The sequence below is a fragment of the Methylorubrum suomiense genome (assembly GCF_022179765.1).
GTDB classification, from domain to species: domain Bacteria; phylum Pseudomonadota; class Alphaproteobacteria; order Rhizobiales; family Beijerinckiaceae; genus Methylobacterium; species Methylobacterium suomiense.
Genome location: NZ_BPRE01000006.1, coordinates 57,323 through 73,435, shown reverse-complemented (window position 1 = coordinate 73,435; position 16,113 = coordinate 57,323). Strand labels below are relative to the sequence as shown.

Genomic DNA, 16,113 nt, shown 5'->3' with positions numbered 1-16,113 from the left:
ATCCGTTGGATACCTACGTCGTTCTCCGTAGAACGCTGGAAGACCATTGCCGCGACGTATTTCAGCGGATCGAGCCGAAGTGGTTCGGATCACGACTGTCGGATTTCGGCAGCCATCCGGACCCTCTGAAGGGCCGAGATGCGGTGGGGGGTTCCGAGACGGCCGATCTCCTCTTCGGCACCGCGTCCCCGTTGCGAACAACGCTGCTGGGCCAGGCAATGACGCGGACATCGCGGTTGCAGTCGGCCCCGTTCCGCGCGGGGGCGGCCAGCGATGAGGCAGCGTCTACACCTGCATTATATTGTAAAAGTTCCATTTTGCTGAGGTAGCCGATAGCATGTGTGCATCGCCCCCGGAGAGGTACGGATGACGGTTTCACGCTACGCGCAGGCTGTGGTCGCAGGTTTTACGCTGGCTCTGGCGACGGGCCTTCCGACCATGGCCCAGGATGCTTCCACGGCCGAGCAGACCATCGACGTCATGAACACGCTGTTCGGCAAGCATGCCGGCAAACGCGCCAACCACGCGAAGGGGGTGGTGGCAGAGGGCAGCTTCACCCCGTCTCCCGAAGCGGCCAAGATCAGCAAGGCCTCCCTGTTTCAGGGGCCGGCTGTTCCGGTGACCATCCGCTTCTCGGATGCCACCGGCGTCCCGACGATCTCCGACGGTGCGGCCAACGCCAATCCTCACGGCATGGCACTCAAGTTCAAGCTCAGCGACGGCGCGGAGATGGATGTCGTCGTGAACGCGCTCGCCTATTTCCCCGTCGCCACCGGCGAGGAATTCCGCGACCTGCTGAAGGCCGTGTCGGAGAGCGGCCCCAACGCGCAGAAGCCCACGGCCTTGGAGCGCTTCGTCGCCACCCACCCGGCGGCCGCGACGGCCGGCAAGACGGCCAAGACCCCGTCGAGCCTCGCTCGGCAGACCTATAACGGCGTGAACGCCTTCATCCTCGTGGACAAGGACGGTCAGCGCCAGCCGTTCCGGTTCAAGTTCGTGCCCGTGGAGGGGGAGGAAATCCTCCCCGCCGATGAGGCGGCCAAGCGGGATCCGAACTTCCTGATGGACGAGATCGGCCCTCGCCTTGCCAAGGAACCGGCGAGATTCCGGGTTCTGGCGCAACTCGCCGAGGCGGGCGACCCGACCAACGATGCGACGAAGCCGTGGCCCGACAGCCGGAAGACGGTCGAACTCGGCACGCTGACGGTGACCAAGGCTGTGCCGAACAGCGCTGAGGCCGAGAAGGCGCTGCTGTTCATGCCGAACGCCCTCACCGACGGCATCGAGGTGTCGGACGACCCCCTCATCGACGCCCGGGCCCAGGCCTACGCGGTGTCGTTCGGCCGACGCTCGCAGTAGGGCCTCGCCGTCGACGGATCGCCCGTCTAACGGGCGGTCCCGGCAGCAGGCGCGGAGGAGCCTGCGGGGCGCGATGCGTCGGGCGTACCAGTGCGCGCGCCGTCTTTGGTCGCTGCCGAACCGGTCAGGCCGCCGGCGCCGAGGCTCTCATTCGCCTTGCCGGCACCGGTCTGGCCCTCTGCCGGCGGCTTCGCCGGACTTCCCTTGGTCTCGGTCGCTCCCGCACTCCCTGCGAGACAGATCGAGAGCGCGGCGCCGAGGAGAATGGTACGCTGAGTACTGCCCATAGCCCGTCCATTCATGACTGCGCGCGTGTCGCTTCCTGAGCAACGACAGACGATCGGCCGTGTTCCAGGGGCGGGCGTTGGACCGGGAGCGAACATCCGCTTCTTCCGCCCCCGATCATTCGCAGATCGTCGCACTCTTGCCGCGCAGGCTGCGCAGACCGGCCAAGCTGATGTCTTCGGTGACGGCTTCATGCCATTTGTCGAGCAGGCGGATGCTGAAGCGTCGACCGTTCAGGATGCGCTCGAGGACATCGCCGTGCAGTGAGATCGCCCCAGCCTCCTGCATCTGCGCCGTAGGGAACATGATGTTCGACACGGGCTCGTCGTCGATGCGATACTGATAATTGAAGAGGGAATTTCTGGGCAGCCCCGTCACCTCGAGGCGGTCGCCGACGATCTGGATGCGCGACAGGCTCTTCGGCGCCAGGATGCAGGCCGTGCCGCCGCCGGATGGCCGGTCGGTTTTCTTGAGGACCCAGTCGCCCTCGCTCGCCAAATTTTGTCCTGTATCCTGGGCCGCAGCGAGAGAAGCGGCCAAGCAGGCCGCGACGATGCAGATCGTGGCTTTCATCACCGGCACTTTCTCCTCCCAGGTCGATGCGGGCGGAGGGAAACATTGCTCACCCGGCGCTGCCGTCGATCTGAGACACATCCGCTCATGACACGACTGCTTACGCCTCGGCGTGCCGGGGACTTGTGTTGCGCCCGCCGCGCGCCATCGGCTGCGATGACGCTCGCATCTTTGTGATTAAAGCGACGATTTTACCGATAGAGGCTGGAGCAGGATAAATTTACCAGAACAGATACAATGCATCTCGTGGTTGTTATAAGAATTTTCAATGCATATCCGGGAGATTCTGGCATCCGTTTCACTTCGTTGACCGCCTCAACAGTTGGGCGGCAGCATGGACGCTCCTTCGGTACAACGGGTGCGGTACGCTGGAGGCCCGGTAGAATCGTGATGATCGGCGTGAACACCCAGCGGCCATACGGCGACAGCAGTGCTCGGCGTACTGATGCGGGAGTCTCCATTGGAGCGGGGCATACGCTGACCGGTTTCACGCATGGACGGTCGGAAGCTCGTCCACTCGCGTCGTGTAGCGCGGCGTCCGCATCTCGAACTTCGTCGCCCAGCCGCGCCGCTGCCGCTCCAGTCCGGCCCGGGCCGGCACCACCGTACCGCGGCCCCAGCGGGCGTTGCAGGCGTCGAGCGCGCCCATCAGGCTCGCTGAGCGCTCGCGGTCGAGCCGGCCGATCAGTGCCCGCTGCGAGCCCGCCAGCGGCACGAGATCGGTCGTAACGATGCCGGCCTTGGAATAGCGCCAGGGCGGGTCGCCCGGCTCGCGCCATGTCCGGGCCACCCCGTGGAGCGCCGCCGGGATCAGCGCCAACGTGTCGTTGGTCGCCTCCGGCAGCGTCACCACCGTCGAGACCGAGCGCATCGGCTCGCCGCGGTCGTGCTCGCTCGTGTGGTAGAAGACCGTAACCTGAGAGGTCGCCAGCCCTTCCCGCCGCAGCTTCTCGCCGAGTCGCGTCGCGTGGGCGGCCACCGCCTGCTCGAGTTCGACCCGCTCCGTCACCCGGCCGGAGAACGAGCGCGTCACCGCGCAGCCCTTGCGGCGCGCCGGCACGAGATCGAGGCCGAGGCAGGACACGCCGCGCAGCTCGTGGATCATCCGCTCGCCGACCACGGTGAGCGCCTTGCGCACCGGCCGCGGATCGATGTCGCGAAGATCGGCCACGGTGTCGATGCCGAGCGCTTCGAGCTTCGCCAGCGAGGCCCGGCCGACGCCCCAGAGCTCGCCGACAGAGATGCGACAGAGCCAGTGGTCGTAAGCTTGTGGATCGGTCAGATCGCACACCCCGCCGAGTTCGGGCACGCTCTTGGCGATGTGGTTGGCGAGCTTGGCGAGGGTCTTGGTCGGTCCGAGGCCGACGCAGGTCGGGATGCCGGTCCAGGCCCGCACCGTCGCCCGGATGTCGCGGGCGAGCGCGACGCGGTCGCGGCGGGTCACGGCGGTGAGGTCGAGGAAGCTCTCGTCGATCGAGTAGACCTCCACGTCCGGCGTGGCGTCGCGGTAGATCGCGTTGATGCGCGCCGACATGTCGCCGTAGAGCGTGTAGTTCGACGAGAACACGCGCACGCCCTGGCGCTGGCACATCTCGCGGATCTGGAAGTAGGGCGCGCCCATCTTGATCCCGAGCGCCTTGGCCTCGGCGGTGCGGGCGATGGCGCAGCCATCGTTGTTCGACAGCACGATCACCGGCACGCGGGCGAGCTTGGGGTCGAACACGCGCTCGCACGAGCAGTAGAAGCTGTTGCCGTCGATCAGGGCGATGGCGCGCCCGCTGCCGATCCGGTCGCGCCGCCGTGCCGCCGTGCCGCTCACCGGAACAGGCCGGTCTTGGCCACGTGCCAGCGGATCGTGAAGCGCACCACGCCCCACACTGCGGCCTCGGCGAGTTCCTGGAGGGCGTAGATGGGCAAGTCAGCGTTGTCGAAAGCGAGGCGCGCCGTGTTGCCCTCGACCACCAGGCGCTTGATCGACATCTCGCCATCGACGGCGGCGACGACGATGCTGCCGTGGCCGGGCGTGAGGCTGCGATCGACGCAGGCGAGATCGCCGTCATGGATGCCGGCGTCACGCATGCTGAAGCCGGCGATGCGCCAAAGGAAGGTCGCGGGCGGGTTTGGGACCAGCCAGCGCGGCAGCTCGATCGCCTGCTCCTGAAAATCGTCGGCGGGTGATGGAAAGCCGGCGCAGAGTGCCTGACCCATGACGGGGACGCGCACGGTCGCAGTCCCGTCACCGGGAAGTTCCTCGATGCGGAAGACGCCGGCAACACTCATGCCGCACCGAGCCTGCCGCGCACGAAGCCGTAGGAGACGGCGCAGCGCGCCGCCCTCTCCCGTTGCTCGGCAGCGTCGAGATCGGTCAGGGCATCGGTGATCGCCGCCACCAGAGCCGCGCGCTCGTCGTCGCGATATGCGGAGCGGTAGGCCAGCGCGATAGCCTCCGCCTCGGCACGCCGCGTATCCGGATCGGGTGCCAGATCGTTGCGCAGCGTCAACCTGCGCCCGCTGAACGCGTGCATCGAGCCTCCGGACCGTATAGAACAGATCAGGAACAAAGCCGATCGCGGCGCTTGGTTCAACGAGGATCGCGGCCAAGCCGAAATGGCGTGGGGAGCATTGTGGACGCGGAGCGAAAAACGCAGTGACGGTCCAGCGTTACCACTTCCACTGCGTCGGCGGCGGGGGCGACGCCGTCTTCGACCTTGCCGGTCGATGGGTCCCGCGGCTGCAAGCGCTCAGTCCCCAGGCCGACCGCGTCGCCGCGGCGCTGATGGCCGCAGCGCCCGACACCGATTGGTCGGATTGGCTGGTCGACGTGCACGATGCGCGGGGCCGGCGGGCTCTCATGCGTCCGTTCGCGGAGGTGCGGTCGAGGGAGCGGAGCCTATGATTCCGGCGGGTCCGACGGCGGCAGCCGATGGCGCGGGATGGTGAGGCCCGCTCACGGTCGCAATCAAACTCTGGCCGGCTTCTCTGCAGGGCGCAGCGCCCGTGACGGCTGCCGCTCGCGGGTGCAACGCCGCAACCGTCTGGATATCTCAGATCTGCACCCCGTCCGAGCCCGGGAGTCGGTAACCGGACATTCCTGCGGCGCGCGCCCTCGCCAGGGCCATGAACGCGTCGAACACCGGGGCGGCCAGAGAGCGGCTCGACGCGAGATAGTAAGCCTCCCAGCCGACCGACAGAAAATCGAGACCGAGCCGCTCGGCCGCAGCCCGCGCCCCGAGTCCGACATCGCCCGCCCCGCACGCGATCATGGCCGCGACGGCCTGATGGGTGAATTCCTCGACCTCGTAGCCATGAATTCGGGCCGGGGAGAGACCTGCCTCCGCCAGCATGCGATCGAACCAGAGGCGCGTGCCCGATCCGGGCTGACGGTTGACGTAGCGGACGCCCTTCTTCGTCAGGTCGCCGAGCGTGCGGATGCCGAGCGGGTTGCCGGGCGCAAGCAGAAGGCCCTGCTCCCGTTCGAACACGAGATGCGCCACGAGCCCGGCCTTCTCGTTGACGCCGGAGAAAGGCGCCTCGGCCTGGTCGGGTGAGAGCGCACCGCAGTGGAAGCCGGCGACATCGGCGCCCCCGGCCAGGAGAAGCCGCACCGCCGCACTGCTTCCCATCACCGACATTTCGATCTCCCCGTGTTCGGATGGAAGATCGTGCAGCAACGCGATGAGCAGCGGATCGTGGCTCGCGGCGAGGGCGAGAGCGCCGACGCGACCGGTGAGCAGGCGGCGCAGCCGGTACGCGATGGCGCGGGTCTCGCGCTCCAGGCTCGCGTCCAAGCCCGCCACCGCCGATTCGAAGGCGTCCGCCAACGTGGTCCCGAACTCCGTGAGTTCTGAGCCTTGACCCTGGGTCTTTCGAACGAGCGGCTGGCCGATCGCCGCCTCGTATGTCTGCAACCGGTTCCAGGCCGCGCGGTAGGACATCCCGAGGGTCTCGGCGAAGCCCTTGATGGATCCCGTCTGCTGGATGGCGTCGAGCATCACGATCAGGTCGCTCACCGGAAAGGCCGTCGAACCGATCCGCATCGTTCCACCGAGCTTGAGGTCAATGGCAAGGGACCCGATACCGGCAGAAGAGTTCATATTGATAGCGCTCCAGATGTCGTAGACAACCAGATAGCCTGAAACGCAGCGACGTGTCGTCGTTCGCGGAACATTCCCACGGGCTTCGCCGGTGATGCGACCCTTCCGTACGACCTATGCTCACGCACCGGTTCCTTCGCATCACCGGGCCGACGCTGATGCTTCGTGCGTCAGAGGTCGCGGGCCGTCACGGCCGGTGACGCGGGCTGGAGCACTCGCCCGCCGGGCCCTGCGCCCTGCCCCGCGGAACGGGGGTGGCCGATCGCCTTCGGTACGCCCGGTCCCGTCGCGACAACCACGACCGGCACGGAGGCGCGAGGAATGGCCGTTTCTCTGACCGTCGGCGATCTCTTCAAGGCCAAGACCGTCACCGAAGAGCAGGTGAGAACGGCTGTCGAGACGTATCTCGCGACGCCCGATACGTCGGCGCATCCGATTGCTGCGGGCTACACGGTGGATCTGGCCGCCGCCGTCGCACAACATGGCTGGGCGAGCAGATTGATGACCCGGCCACAAACCAATCCGGTCCTGATGCGGGCGGCGGTGCAGACAGCGATCCTGTTGGCGAGCGTCAAGAAAGCCAGGACCAGAGCCAGGAAGGATGCCGCAGCGTCGTCGATCGAGCGTCCCCGATGAGGGAAAGCCCGGCCCGATCCCAACGGGGATGGTGAGGCCGATCTGCGGCCGGTCTTACGGGTGCCGGACGAGGATTCGCCTATCGGCACTGCTCGTCGAGCATTCTGGCGATGTCGAGCCCCCCGAACGACATGCCGGGCTTGAACGGCGGTCCGGGGGAGATGCGGACGCGACCGGTCTCGCTGAAGAGTTCGAGGGGCTGCTTCACACTCCACGATCCGTCCGGATTGTGCGTGAATCGTGAGCAGTCCACCTCCATTTGGCCCGTCGGCTGCTGCGCATGGGCCGAACTCGCGACAAGCGCCAATACGGACAAGCCAAACATCACAGAGCGCATCGGCATGAACGGTCCCCGAGCGCAGTGCGCCTTGCTGAGTTGTAGGAGGGCATGGACGGAAAACCAGCCTGGATCTCCAACGCGCGACCGCGATGCGCTCGAAGATTTCATGAACGGCTCGCCAGAAGAGCGAACGCGTCTACATCGCGATTTGGGTGCAAGCGCACGTCCACCGAGCAGCCGTCCGGAGCGCGGTTCGGTGGAGCCTGCCGCGACACCGGTTCCCCCGGATGACCCCCGCGGTGGCGGATTTCGGCATCAGGATCGACGGGCGGTGGCGATCGAGGCCTGCTATCGTCGAGCGGAGGCGGCGATGCCGAACTTCCTGTCCGTCGAACGAGTTGGTCGCCTGATCTCGATGCGGACGTGAGGAAGGCCGAGCGTCCCGCATTGTCCGTTTCAGCCGAGACCGTATCGATGGCCCGCAAGCGCCTGCACCCGACGATCGAGAGCCTGATCGAATCGATCGGGCGCCTCGGCCTGTCGCCGAAAAGCGTCGACCTCGAAGCGCTGCGGGCCACCCTCGAACTGCCCGAGTTCGGCGCGGCAGTCGAGGATGAGCGGGTCGCGCGGGCTTTGCGCGAGATGGCGGCGGCGCGCGCCTTCGCCGAGACCGGGATTCCCGCGCTCAAGCAGGCTTTGCCCTCCCTCAAAGCGGCGGTCGCGAAGGATCACGGCATCACCTGGAGCCTCCGTATCGCGATTCCGCTGCTCGATGCCGGCCGCATGGATGTGCGAGTGGAGGCGGCTCCGGAACGCGAGGCAGCCGAGATCCTAGCCGGGATGGCCCGGCGCAACGATCCGACCGATCGCATCGACGCCCTGCGGGCCGCCCTTGCCGGAACGGAGCACGAGATCGTTCAGGCCCTGCGCAAGCCGATCGACCGGCTGAGGAGCCAGATCCTCGCCGATCTGCGCGACGTCGGCGGCGACGCCGCAGCTTATATCGCGCATATGGACCGCTCGCTGCGATCCCGCCAATTCCGCTACGGTCCGAAGCTCGCGCGCTCTCTCACCGATGCCCTGACCCCGGTTCGCCAACGGGCCAAGGCCGTCGCGCGCGAGGGCTCTCGCCTTCGCCTTCTTCGGGATCGGGTCGGGTTCGGCGCCTATATCGAGAAGTTCGGTGCGGCGCGGCGCCTGAACCGGCGCATCCTTTTCCATATGGGGCCGACCAATTCCGGCAAGACCTACGCGGCCCTTCAGGCGCTGACGGCAGCACCCACCGGCGCCTACTTGGCTCCGCTGCGCCTTCTCGCCCTGGAGAACTTCGAGGCGCTGCGCGAGCGCGGTCTGCGGGCCGGCATGGTCACGGGCGAGGAGGTTCTGGGCGAGATCGACCCGACCCATACGGCCCGGACGATCGAGACCGCCGATCTGACCCGGCCGATCGATGTCGCCGTGATCGACGAGATCCAGATGCTCTCGGATCCGGATCGCGGCTGGGCGTGGACGAACGCCCTGTTCGGTGTCCCGGCCAGGACCGTCATCGTCTGCGGGTCGGATGACGCCCTGTCTTACGTGCGCCGCGCGGCCGAGGCGGCCAACGAGTCGCTGGAAGTGATCCCCTTCGAGCGCAAGTCGCCCCTCCTGCTCCAGGAAGAGGCGAGTCCCCTCGAGACGGTCGAGCCGGGCGATGCCGTGGTGGCCTTCTCCCGTCGCGCCGTGCACGAGAACCGCGAGATCCTGGTGGCCCGCGGGCACCGGGTCGCCACGATCTACGGCGCGTTGTCGCCCGAGGTGCGCCGCGCCGAAGCGGCGCGGTTCCGGTCGGGCGAGGCCAACGTCCTCGTCACCACCGACGCGATCGGGATGGGCCTCAACCTCGGGCCCCTGAAGCGGATCGTCTTCTCGGCGGTGCGCAAATGGGACGGCACCGCGGAGCGCGCCCTCACGAATTCCGAAATCCGGCAGATCGCCGGCCGGGCGGGGCGCTACGGCCACCAAGAAATCGGCTACGTGGCGGCCACCGAGCCGACCGCCCTGGAGCCGATCCGCCTCGCCTTGTCGGGTGCGCCGACGGCGCCCGCCGCGGACATGCGCTTCTTCGTGCGGCCGGACCTGACCGCCATTCGATCCGTGGCGGAGGAGATGCGGACGAGCAGCCTCTACGAGGTGATGACGCATTTCGCGCGGGCCACCTTCTACGCGGGCTCGCCGTTCCAGCCCTCGGCCCTGGAAGAGATTTTGGAGGTCGCGCGCACGGTCGATCGCGCGCGCCTGCCGATCGAGGAGAAATTCATCTTCTCGGTCTGTCCGATCAATCGCCGCGACGAGATCGCCATGGGGATGCTCGAGCGCTGGAGTCAGGCCCGCGCCATCGGCACCACCGTCCCCGCGCTGCGCGCCAGCATGGCGGGCGAACTCGATTATCAAGAGCGGACGGTCAAGCTCGCCAGCGCTTATCTCTGGCTGGCCCGCCGCTTCCCCGACACCTTCGACGATGTCGAGTCGATCCGACAGATGCGCGGGCGCGCCAACGACGCCATCGAGCATCATCTGCGTGAGACGGCGACGCGCAAGGCAGAACGCCGGACGCGCCGCGTCGCCGGGACGCGCAATTGAACGGCGGAGCTTGCGCCCCGCCGTCCACCGTTCAGGTCTGCGACAGCGTCGTCAGAGACCCATGAGGACGTTGGCGGAGCCGACCACCGTCATGGCGACACCGCAGACGAAGACGCCGATCATGGCGTAGGAAAACGCTTTCAGCATGTGACTTCCCATCTCCCGGTGGTCGATCAGCAGCGGTAGCCGCCCGAGACCTGACCGTACTGCTTGGTCGGGAAGTGCTGCTGATTGGCATTGCCCTCGGCCGCCGAGCTCATCGGGCAGCGGTCGTAGAGCGGGCCATCGGAGCTGGTGATCGAGCCCGTGGTCGTCACGTCGTGGGGCAGGGTCGAGCTGTAGCGGCTCGCAGGAGCGCTGTAGTCGAAAGCCAGAGCGGACGAGGCCGGAGCAGCAACGCCAAGAGCAAAGGCAGCGATGGCGGCGGCGATACGGGTTTTCATGAGGTTTAAACAACTCCTTACGCGGTGATATCGGGCCATCCGATATCTCTTCGTCTTGCGTAAGACCAATATAGGTGCGACCGAACCGGCGTGACGTGCCTCGACGCACATGGAGAGCCGGATTAACTTCGAAGGGCTGCCGACAAACCTGCGCGCTCCGCTCGCCGACCGACCCCATGGCGAAAGCCGTCCCGTGATCACCTGGGGCGATCACGGGACGGCTTCGCTTCGCGGGACCGCCTGCGGCGGACCGTCAGACGATCAGACCGTGATCGATGTACAGGATCGGCGAACCGGCGGTGTCCAGAACATTCACAGCGCCGACCGCGATCGTGAAATCGCCCGTGTGCTGGGCGGTGAAGCTGTGGGTCAGCCAGCCGCTGTCCCCGTTGGTGCCGACGGTCGCGATATTGGACAGCTGAGAGATGTGCCCGTCCGGGTCCTGGACGAAGGCGAAGTCGTTGTAGGGAAGGTAGTCGTTTCCATCAAAGTAGAAGTCGAAGCTGAGGGTTTGGCCCGCTTCGAGATGAACCGTTTCCTTCATGGCGGAGCCGTTCGTAACGGTGTTTCCGCCGATCTGGGACAGCTTGCCCGCGTCGAGCCCGAGGAACTTCTCCAGTTGCGCGGCGCTGGCACCGTTCCCTCCCAGCATGGCCGAATGCGTCCCTTCGGTCGCTCGCGTCGTCACGAGGCTGGCCGATCCAAGGGTCTGCCAGTCACCGAAGCCGCTCTCGAATCCGAAGGCGAGAAGGGTTTCGTTCGCGCCGGCGACATCGATGACGACGTTATGGCTGGTGCCGTCCAGGGATGTGACGGCGATGGTGTCGCTCACGTGCTGACCCGCGGTGAGGGCCTGCACGTTCGCCGCCCCATTGTCCAAGCTGTAGGACCAGTTCCCGTTGGCATCGATCGTGAGGGCGCCGAAGGCCCCCTTGAGCGCGTGGGCGGCGTCGTGCGCTACGAAGTAGCCTTCGCCGGTATCCACGTCGGTGATGCTGAGTTTGCCCGCCGCCGCGAGGATACCGTCTTCCTTGACCGCGCCCGTAGCGGTTCCGCCGATGACGGCGGCGTCGTTGAGGCCCGTGACCGTCACGGTGACGGAGGCGGTGTCGACGAAGCCTTGATCGTCGGCGACCTTGTACTGGAAGGTCATGTCGGTCTGCTCGCCGGCCCTCAGCGACTGGAGTGCCTGACCCGGATCGTAGCTGAGGCTCAGCCCGTCCTGGCCGATCGTGACCGTCCCCTTGAGACCCGCGGCGAGCACCTCGGTGACGTGCAGAGCCGCGTTGTCGGCAGCTAGCAGATCCTTGTCGTTGGCCAGCACCTGAATCTTGACCGCGGCGTCCTCCGTGGTGGTGACCGTGTCGGCGGCCGCGAGGACGGGGGCGACGAGATCGAGCTTCTCGAACTGACGGGCGGCGAGATCGAGGGTCTTGAACTGGTACATCCAGTTGCCGTCACCGGCCAGATGCTTCTTGAAACCCTGAATGTCGTCGAGAACCGCCGCATCCTGTGCTTCCGCGGCAGTGAAGACCAACTGCAGGGTGTCCGATCCGCCCTCGCCCCAGAGATCGATATGAGCGCCGCCCTTGCTCTGGGCCAGCGTCATCCGCACGAGGTCGTTGCCCTCGCCGAGATAGACAAGATCGGAGCCGCCGCCGAGGGTCACGCGGTCGTTGCCGCCGCCCGCGTAGATCGTGTCGTTGCCGGATCCGGTGGTGATCACATCGGCGCCGGAACCGGTATAAAGGCGGTTGGTGCCGTTGCCGACCGTGACGGTGTTATTCCCTTCGCCGGCATAGATCTCGTTGTTGCCGGCACCGGCCGTGATGATGTCGTGTCCGGCACCCGCGTTGACCCGATTGGAGCCGCCGCCGGCATCGACGATGTTGTTGCCCTCACCGGCATTGATCTGATCGTCGCCCGAACCCGCGGTGATGCGGTCGGCGCCGGACCCGGTGTTGATCGTGTTCCGGCCGTGGCCGGCGTCGATGACGTTGTTGCCTTCGCCGGCATTGATCTGGTCGTCGCCCGAACCCGCGGTGATGCGGTCGGCGCCGGACCCGCTGTTGATCGTGTTCCGACCGTCGCCGGCCCGGATCAGGTTGTCGCCGTTGCCGGCATTGATCTGGTCGTCACCCGAACCGGTCACGATCGTGTCGTTTCCCGAACCAGTGTTCACTTGGTTCGCACCATTCCCCGCATCGATCGTGTTGTTGCCTTCGCCGGCATTAATCTGATCGTCACCGTTCAGAGCGACGATCGTATCGTTTCCGGATCCGGCATTGATGGTATTGCGCCCGGCACCGGCAAAAATCGTATTGTTTCCTTCGCCAGCATTGAAGTTATCGTCTTCGTCCGAGCCGTTGAAGATATCGTCCTTATCGCTGCCGTTGAACGTCGCCATTGGATGCTCCCCATATCCGTGGGCGCCTGCCCGTTGCCGGAGCATCTATTCAGTATTGCGCGGATTATAGAAAGCGATTTCGCTGAAAATTTTACGATTTGGAGCGGCGATAGCGTATTAGTATGAATTTTACCGCATATCTCGGATCGAGTTAATAAATAAGTAACCAATTTATACTTTAACGGTGCCACGGAGAGCGCGGGATCGTGTTTGTGATGTGCAGGATGGTGAGCGTTGCTTGACGCCGCGTGGGAATGGGGTCGTGCGGCGCCTCGTCGAGGATGGGTGCGGGCCGGAAGCCGGAGGACTACCGGAGAATGGGGCCATGATCGGCTGTTCCCTCGCCGTCTCGGCTGGCAACGGTCCAGGTTCGCACGGTCCTCCGCCAATCCCGAAGCAAATCGATGAAGCTCCGTTCATCCGTAGATGTGTTTCTACGTAGTCACATCAAAAGCTGTAACAACAGATATTTTATTTTCCATTGTATGATATCAATTGGTATTCCAATGGGGAAGAATACCCGCGCTGACACTTGGGGGCGATCGGATCCGTAGCTATATCCACTTTGCTTCCCCCAGATGGAGATGGGGGTCGTCGTTCAGATTTCGCTATGGCTCGTGACGGCCGTCCCCGACAGGGTGCAGGACGCTGAGGCGCCGTCCGTCGTCATGCCCGAACAGCGCGCCACGGCGAGCGACGAGTGGGCCGCACAGGTCAAAGCCATGATGACCACCGGGCGAAAGCGCCAGGAAGCGATTGATCGCCAGAACACGGATCTCTGGGCACGGTGGACCCATGCCGTCTGCAGGGGGGACTCCGACGCCGTAAGGTCTCTGCATCGTCCATACGCATCCGATCCGCGTGCTGTCCGGGATCCCGGCAGCCCATGACGATGCGCGGGAGCGGCGCGGTTTTCGGATCTGATCGGACCGCCCCGGTCCGACCGCGGCGGAACTTCGCTCAGGCGCCTGCGCCGCCGCCGAGAGCACCGCAGCCACATGTCCCTTCCCTGTGCCCCGGAGGGAATCCGGTTTGGGTCCAGCGAGGCGACACGTGCGGCTCCGTTCGAGGGAGGCGGCGAGATCATGCAGCGCTTGCATCCCGGAGGAAGCGCCGTGCGGCGGGCCCTGAGGGACGGGTGCGTTTGTCCCTTGCGGAGAATGGTCAGCGCTGCGCCTGATCGCCGCCCGGAGGGCCGCGCCACCCGGTCTCGACCGTGAAGCCGACGCTGCGGGCGGTGGCGGAATCCCCGCCGATGGCGACGCGGTAATCGCCGGCCTCGACGACCAGGGTGCCGTCCGCCTCGTGATAGCCGAGGTCGCGCGCCGGGATGCGGAAATGGGCGGTTCCCGTCTCGCCGGAGGCGAGATCGAGGATCACCGTACCCTTCAACAGGCGTTTCGGGCGGCTGCGCGCCGCCACCGGCTGCCCGAGATAGAGCTGGGCCACCGCCCGGCCGGACCGCGGACCGATATTGGTGACGGGGGCGCGGACTTCGAGCATCGCGTCGTAGCGGTCGCCGACGCCCACCTTCGGCGTCAGCACCTCCGGCTCGCCGTAGTCGAACCGGGTGTAGGACAGGCCGTAGCCGAACGGGAACAGCGGCAGCGGCGATTCATCGGCGTAGCCCATGGTCCAGCGGCTGCCCGGCAGATGGGGCCGGCCACCCGGCAACACGTCGTAGGTGAGCGGCATCTGCCCGACCGTGCGGGGCCAGGACACCGGCAGCTTGCCCGAGGGGTTGGCGTCCCCGAACAGGGTCTCGGCGATGGCCGGGCCGCCCTCCGTGCCGGGGATCCAGGCCATCAGCATCGCCTGTGCCCGTTCCGGCGCGGCCCCGAGTTCGGTCGGGCGTCCGCCGAACACCACGAGCGCCACCGGCGTACCGGCTTCGGCCACGGCGGCAAGGAGATCGTGCTGCAGGCCGGGCCAGTTCAGATAGGCCGTCGAGGAGCCCTCCCCCGATCGGTCGCGCGGCTCGCCCATCACCGCCACGACGAGGTCGGCCCTCCGCGCCGCTTCCACCGCCGCGGCAAAGCCGGTCCGCTCCGTGCAGACCCGCCCGCAGCCCTCCGCGAACACGACCTCGATGCTGGCGGAGGCCGCACGCTCGCGCAGCCCGGCGAGGATCGTGACCGTGTCGTGCGGCTGGCCGTTGCCCTCGTGGGGGCCGACCTGATCCCAAGCCGCGTCGCCGAAAGGACCGACCACCGCGATCCGCCGCACACGCTTGGGATCGATCGGCAGGACGTCCTCGCGGTTCTGCAGCAGGACGAGGCTCGCGCGGGCCGCCTCGCGGGCGATCCGCCGGGTCTCGGGCAGGAGCAGGCGGCCCTCCGCATGCGCCGGGTCGATCACGGGGCGATCGAACAGGCCGAGGCCGAATTTGAGGCGCAGCACCCGCCGCACCGCCGCATCGACGGCGCTTTCCGGTATGCGGCCGGCCCGAACCTCCTCCGGCAGGTGACGCAGATAGAGACCGCTCGTCATGTCCATGTCGACGCCGGCGAGCATGGCCTTGCGGGTGGCCTCCGCCCCATCACGGGCAACGCCGTGCTTCACGAGGCTCGCGATCGCCTGCCAATCGGCTACGACGAGACCCGAGAAGCCCATCTGCCGCCGGAGGATGCCGGTCATCAGCCCGGCATCGGCGGTGGTGGGGACGCCGTTGAGGGCGGTAAGCGCCGTCATCACCGCATCCGCACCGGCCCGGATCCCGGCGCGGAACGGCGGCAGGTGGAGATCGTAAAGTTCGGTCCCGGCCACGAAGGTCGCGTCGTAGTCGCGCCCGCCGAGCACGGCGCCGTAGCCCGCGAAATGCTTGAGGGTGCTGGCCAAGCCACCGTCGCGGAACCCCTCGACCTGTGCCGCGGCGAGCCGCCCGGTCAGCCACGGATCCTCGCCGAGCCCCTCGACCACACGGCCCCAGCGCAGGTCGCGGGCGACATCCGCCATCGGCGCGAAGGTCCAGTTGATGCCGACGCTCGCCGATTCCCGGGCCATGGCGGCGGCGGCCCGGCGCACGAGGCCCGCGTCGAAGCTCGCCGCGAGGCCGAGCGGCAGCGGGAAGACCGTGCGGTAACCGTGGACGATGTCGAGACCGACGAGCAGCGGGATGCCGAGCCGCGAGGCGCGGGCGGCGACATCGGCTTCGGCGGCGAGCCCGGCATTGCTGAAATTGATCACCGCCCCGACCTCGCCGCGCCGGATCGCGCCGGGATCGCTCAAGGGCTCGTTCGAGATCAGGTTGAGCTGGCCCGCCTTCTCTTCCAGCGTCATCCGGGCGAGCAGGGCTTCGACGCGGGCATCGAGGGAGGGCGTCTCGGCTCGGGCCGCGCCGAGACAGAGCCAGGCCAAAGCCGCGCGGCCCGCCCACTGCGCCACCGTCCCCCGCATCGTCCCCTCCCGGCGCCG

The 16,113-nt window shown here is 66.9% G+C and carries 14 protein-coding genes; 5 read left to right on the top strand and 9 right to left on the bottom strand.

All coding sequences use genetic code 11. The features are described 5' to 3' along the window. The first annotated feature begins 366 nt into the window (after positions 1-366). Positions 367-1,359 carry a catalase family peroxidase gene (locus MFF26_RS10945; RefSeq protein WP_238307976.1) on the top strand — a complete coding sequence of 331 codons (993 nt, stop codon included), beginning with the start codon at positions 367-369 and terminating at the stop codon, positions 1,357-1,359. Positions 1,360-1,761: 402 nt separating this feature from the next. Here MFF26_RS10945 and MFF26_RS10940 read toward each other — a convergent pair whose 3' ends face one another. The 4 genes from MFF26_RS10940 to MFF26_RS10925 form a co-directional block, all read right to left on the bottom strand. Then, positions 1,762-2,142, bottom strand: a complete 381-nt coding sequence (locus MFF26_RS10940) for a hypothetical protein (protein WP_137827639.1) — start codon at positions 2,140-2,142, stop codon at positions 1,762-1,764. A gap of 562 nt (positions 2,143-2,704) precedes the next feature. Then, positions 2,705-4,036, bottom strand: coding sequence for a Y-family DNA polymerase (locus tag MFF26_RS10935; RefSeq protein WP_137827640.1), 1,332 nt, complete (start codon positions 4,034-4,036; stop codon positions 2,705-2,707). Next, positions 4,033-4,497: a LexA family protein gene (locus MFF26_RS10930; protein ID WP_137827641.1), complete on the bottom strand. Its 465-nt coding sequence runs from the start codon at positions 4,495-4,497 to the stop codon at positions 4,033-4,035. Before MFF26_RS10930 ends, MFF26_RS10935 begins: the two co-directional genes overlap by 4 nt. Then, positions 4,494-4,742 (bottom strand): hypothetical protein, encoded by a 249-nt coding sequence (locus tag MFF26_RS10925; protein ID WP_238307975.1) that lies wholly within the window; start codon positions 4,740-4,742, stop codon positions 4,494-4,496. Before MFF26_RS10925 ends, MFF26_RS10930 begins: the two co-directional genes overlap by 4 nt. A 122-nt stretch (positions 4,743-4,864) precedes the next feature. Here MFF26_RS10925 and MFF26_RS10920 point away from each other — a divergent pair, with 122 nt between their 5' ends. Then, positions 4,865-5,113 carry a DUF6894 family protein gene (locus MFF26_RS10920; protein ID WP_137827642.1) on the top strand — a complete coding sequence of 83 codons (249 nt, stop codon included), beginning with the start codon at positions 4,865-4,867 and terminating at the stop codon, positions 5,111-5,113. A gap of 148 nt (positions 5,114-5,261) precedes the next feature. On the opposite strand, the gene MFF26_RS10915 is transcribed toward MFF26_RS10920, so the two are convergent. Next, on the bottom strand, positions 5,262-6,311 hold the full coding sequence (locus MFF26_RS10915) for a substrate-binding domain-containing protein (RefSeq protein WP_137827643.1): 1,050 nt from the start codon (positions 6,309-6,311) through the stop codon (positions 5,262-5,264). 321 nt (positions 6,312-6,632) lie between these two features. Here MFF26_RS10915 and MFF26_RS10910 point away from each other — a divergent pair, with 321 nt between their 5' ends. Next, the gene (locus MFF26_RS10910; RefSeq protein WP_137827644.1) at positions 6,633-6,947 is read left to right on the top strand and encodes a hypothetical protein; all 315 of its coding nucleotides are present in this window, start codon (positions 6,633-6,635) and stop codon (positions 6,945-6,947) included. A gap of 79 nt (positions 6,948-7,026) precedes the next feature. Here MFF26_RS10910 and MFF26_RS26475 read toward each other — a convergent pair whose 3' ends face one another. After that, positions 7,027-7,155: a hypothetical protein gene (locus tag MFF26_RS26475; protein WP_281405155.1), complete on the bottom strand. Its 129-nt coding sequence runs from the start codon at positions 7,153-7,155 to the stop codon at positions 7,027-7,029. A 25-nt stretch (positions 7,156-7,180) separates the two neighbouring features. Here MFF26_RS26475 and MFF26_RS10905 point away from each other — a divergent pair, with 25 nt between their 5' ends. Further along, positions 7,181-7,654 carry a hypothetical protein gene (locus MFF26_RS10905; RefSeq protein ID WP_137827645.1) on the top strand — a complete coding sequence of 158 codons (474 nt, stop codon included), beginning with the start codon at positions 7,181-7,183 and terminating at the stop codon, positions 7,652-7,654. Between the two features lie 47 nt (positions 7,655-7,701). Further along, complete coding sequence (locus MFF26_RS10900) at positions 7,702-9,849, top strand: helicase-related protein (RefSeq protein ID WP_137827646.1); 2,148 nt, start codon at positions 7,702-7,704, stop codon at positions 9,847-9,849. A gap of 173 nt (positions 9,850-10,022) precedes the next feature. On the opposite strand, the gene MFF26_RS10895 is transcribed toward MFF26_RS10900, so the two are convergent. The 3 genes from MFF26_RS10895 to MFF26_RS10880 all read right to left on the bottom strand — a co-directional run bounded on the left by MFF26_RS10895 (position 10,023) and on the right by MFF26_RS10880 (position 16,095). Continuing rightward, a complete protein-coding gene (locus tag MFF26_RS10895) occupies positions 10,023-10,292 on the bottom strand; it encodes a hypothetical protein (RefSeq protein ID WP_137827647.1) in 270 nt (89 codons plus the stop codon). A 253-nt stretch (positions 10,293-10,545) separates the two neighbouring features. After that, on the bottom strand, positions 10,546-12,699 hold the full coding sequence (locus MFF26_RS10890) for a VCBS domain-containing protein (RefSeq protein ID WP_171015385.1): 2,154 nt from the start codon (positions 12,697-12,699) through the stop codon (positions 10,546-10,548). 1,164 nt (positions 12,700-13,863) lie between these two features. Next, positions 13,864-16,095, bottom strand: a complete 2,232-nt coding sequence (locus tag MFF26_RS10880; protein ID WP_137827649.1) for a glycoside hydrolase family 3 N-terminal domain-containing protein — start codon at positions 16,093-16,095, stop codon at positions 13,864-13,866. Between the last annotated feature and the right edge of the window lie 18 nt (positions 16,096-16,113).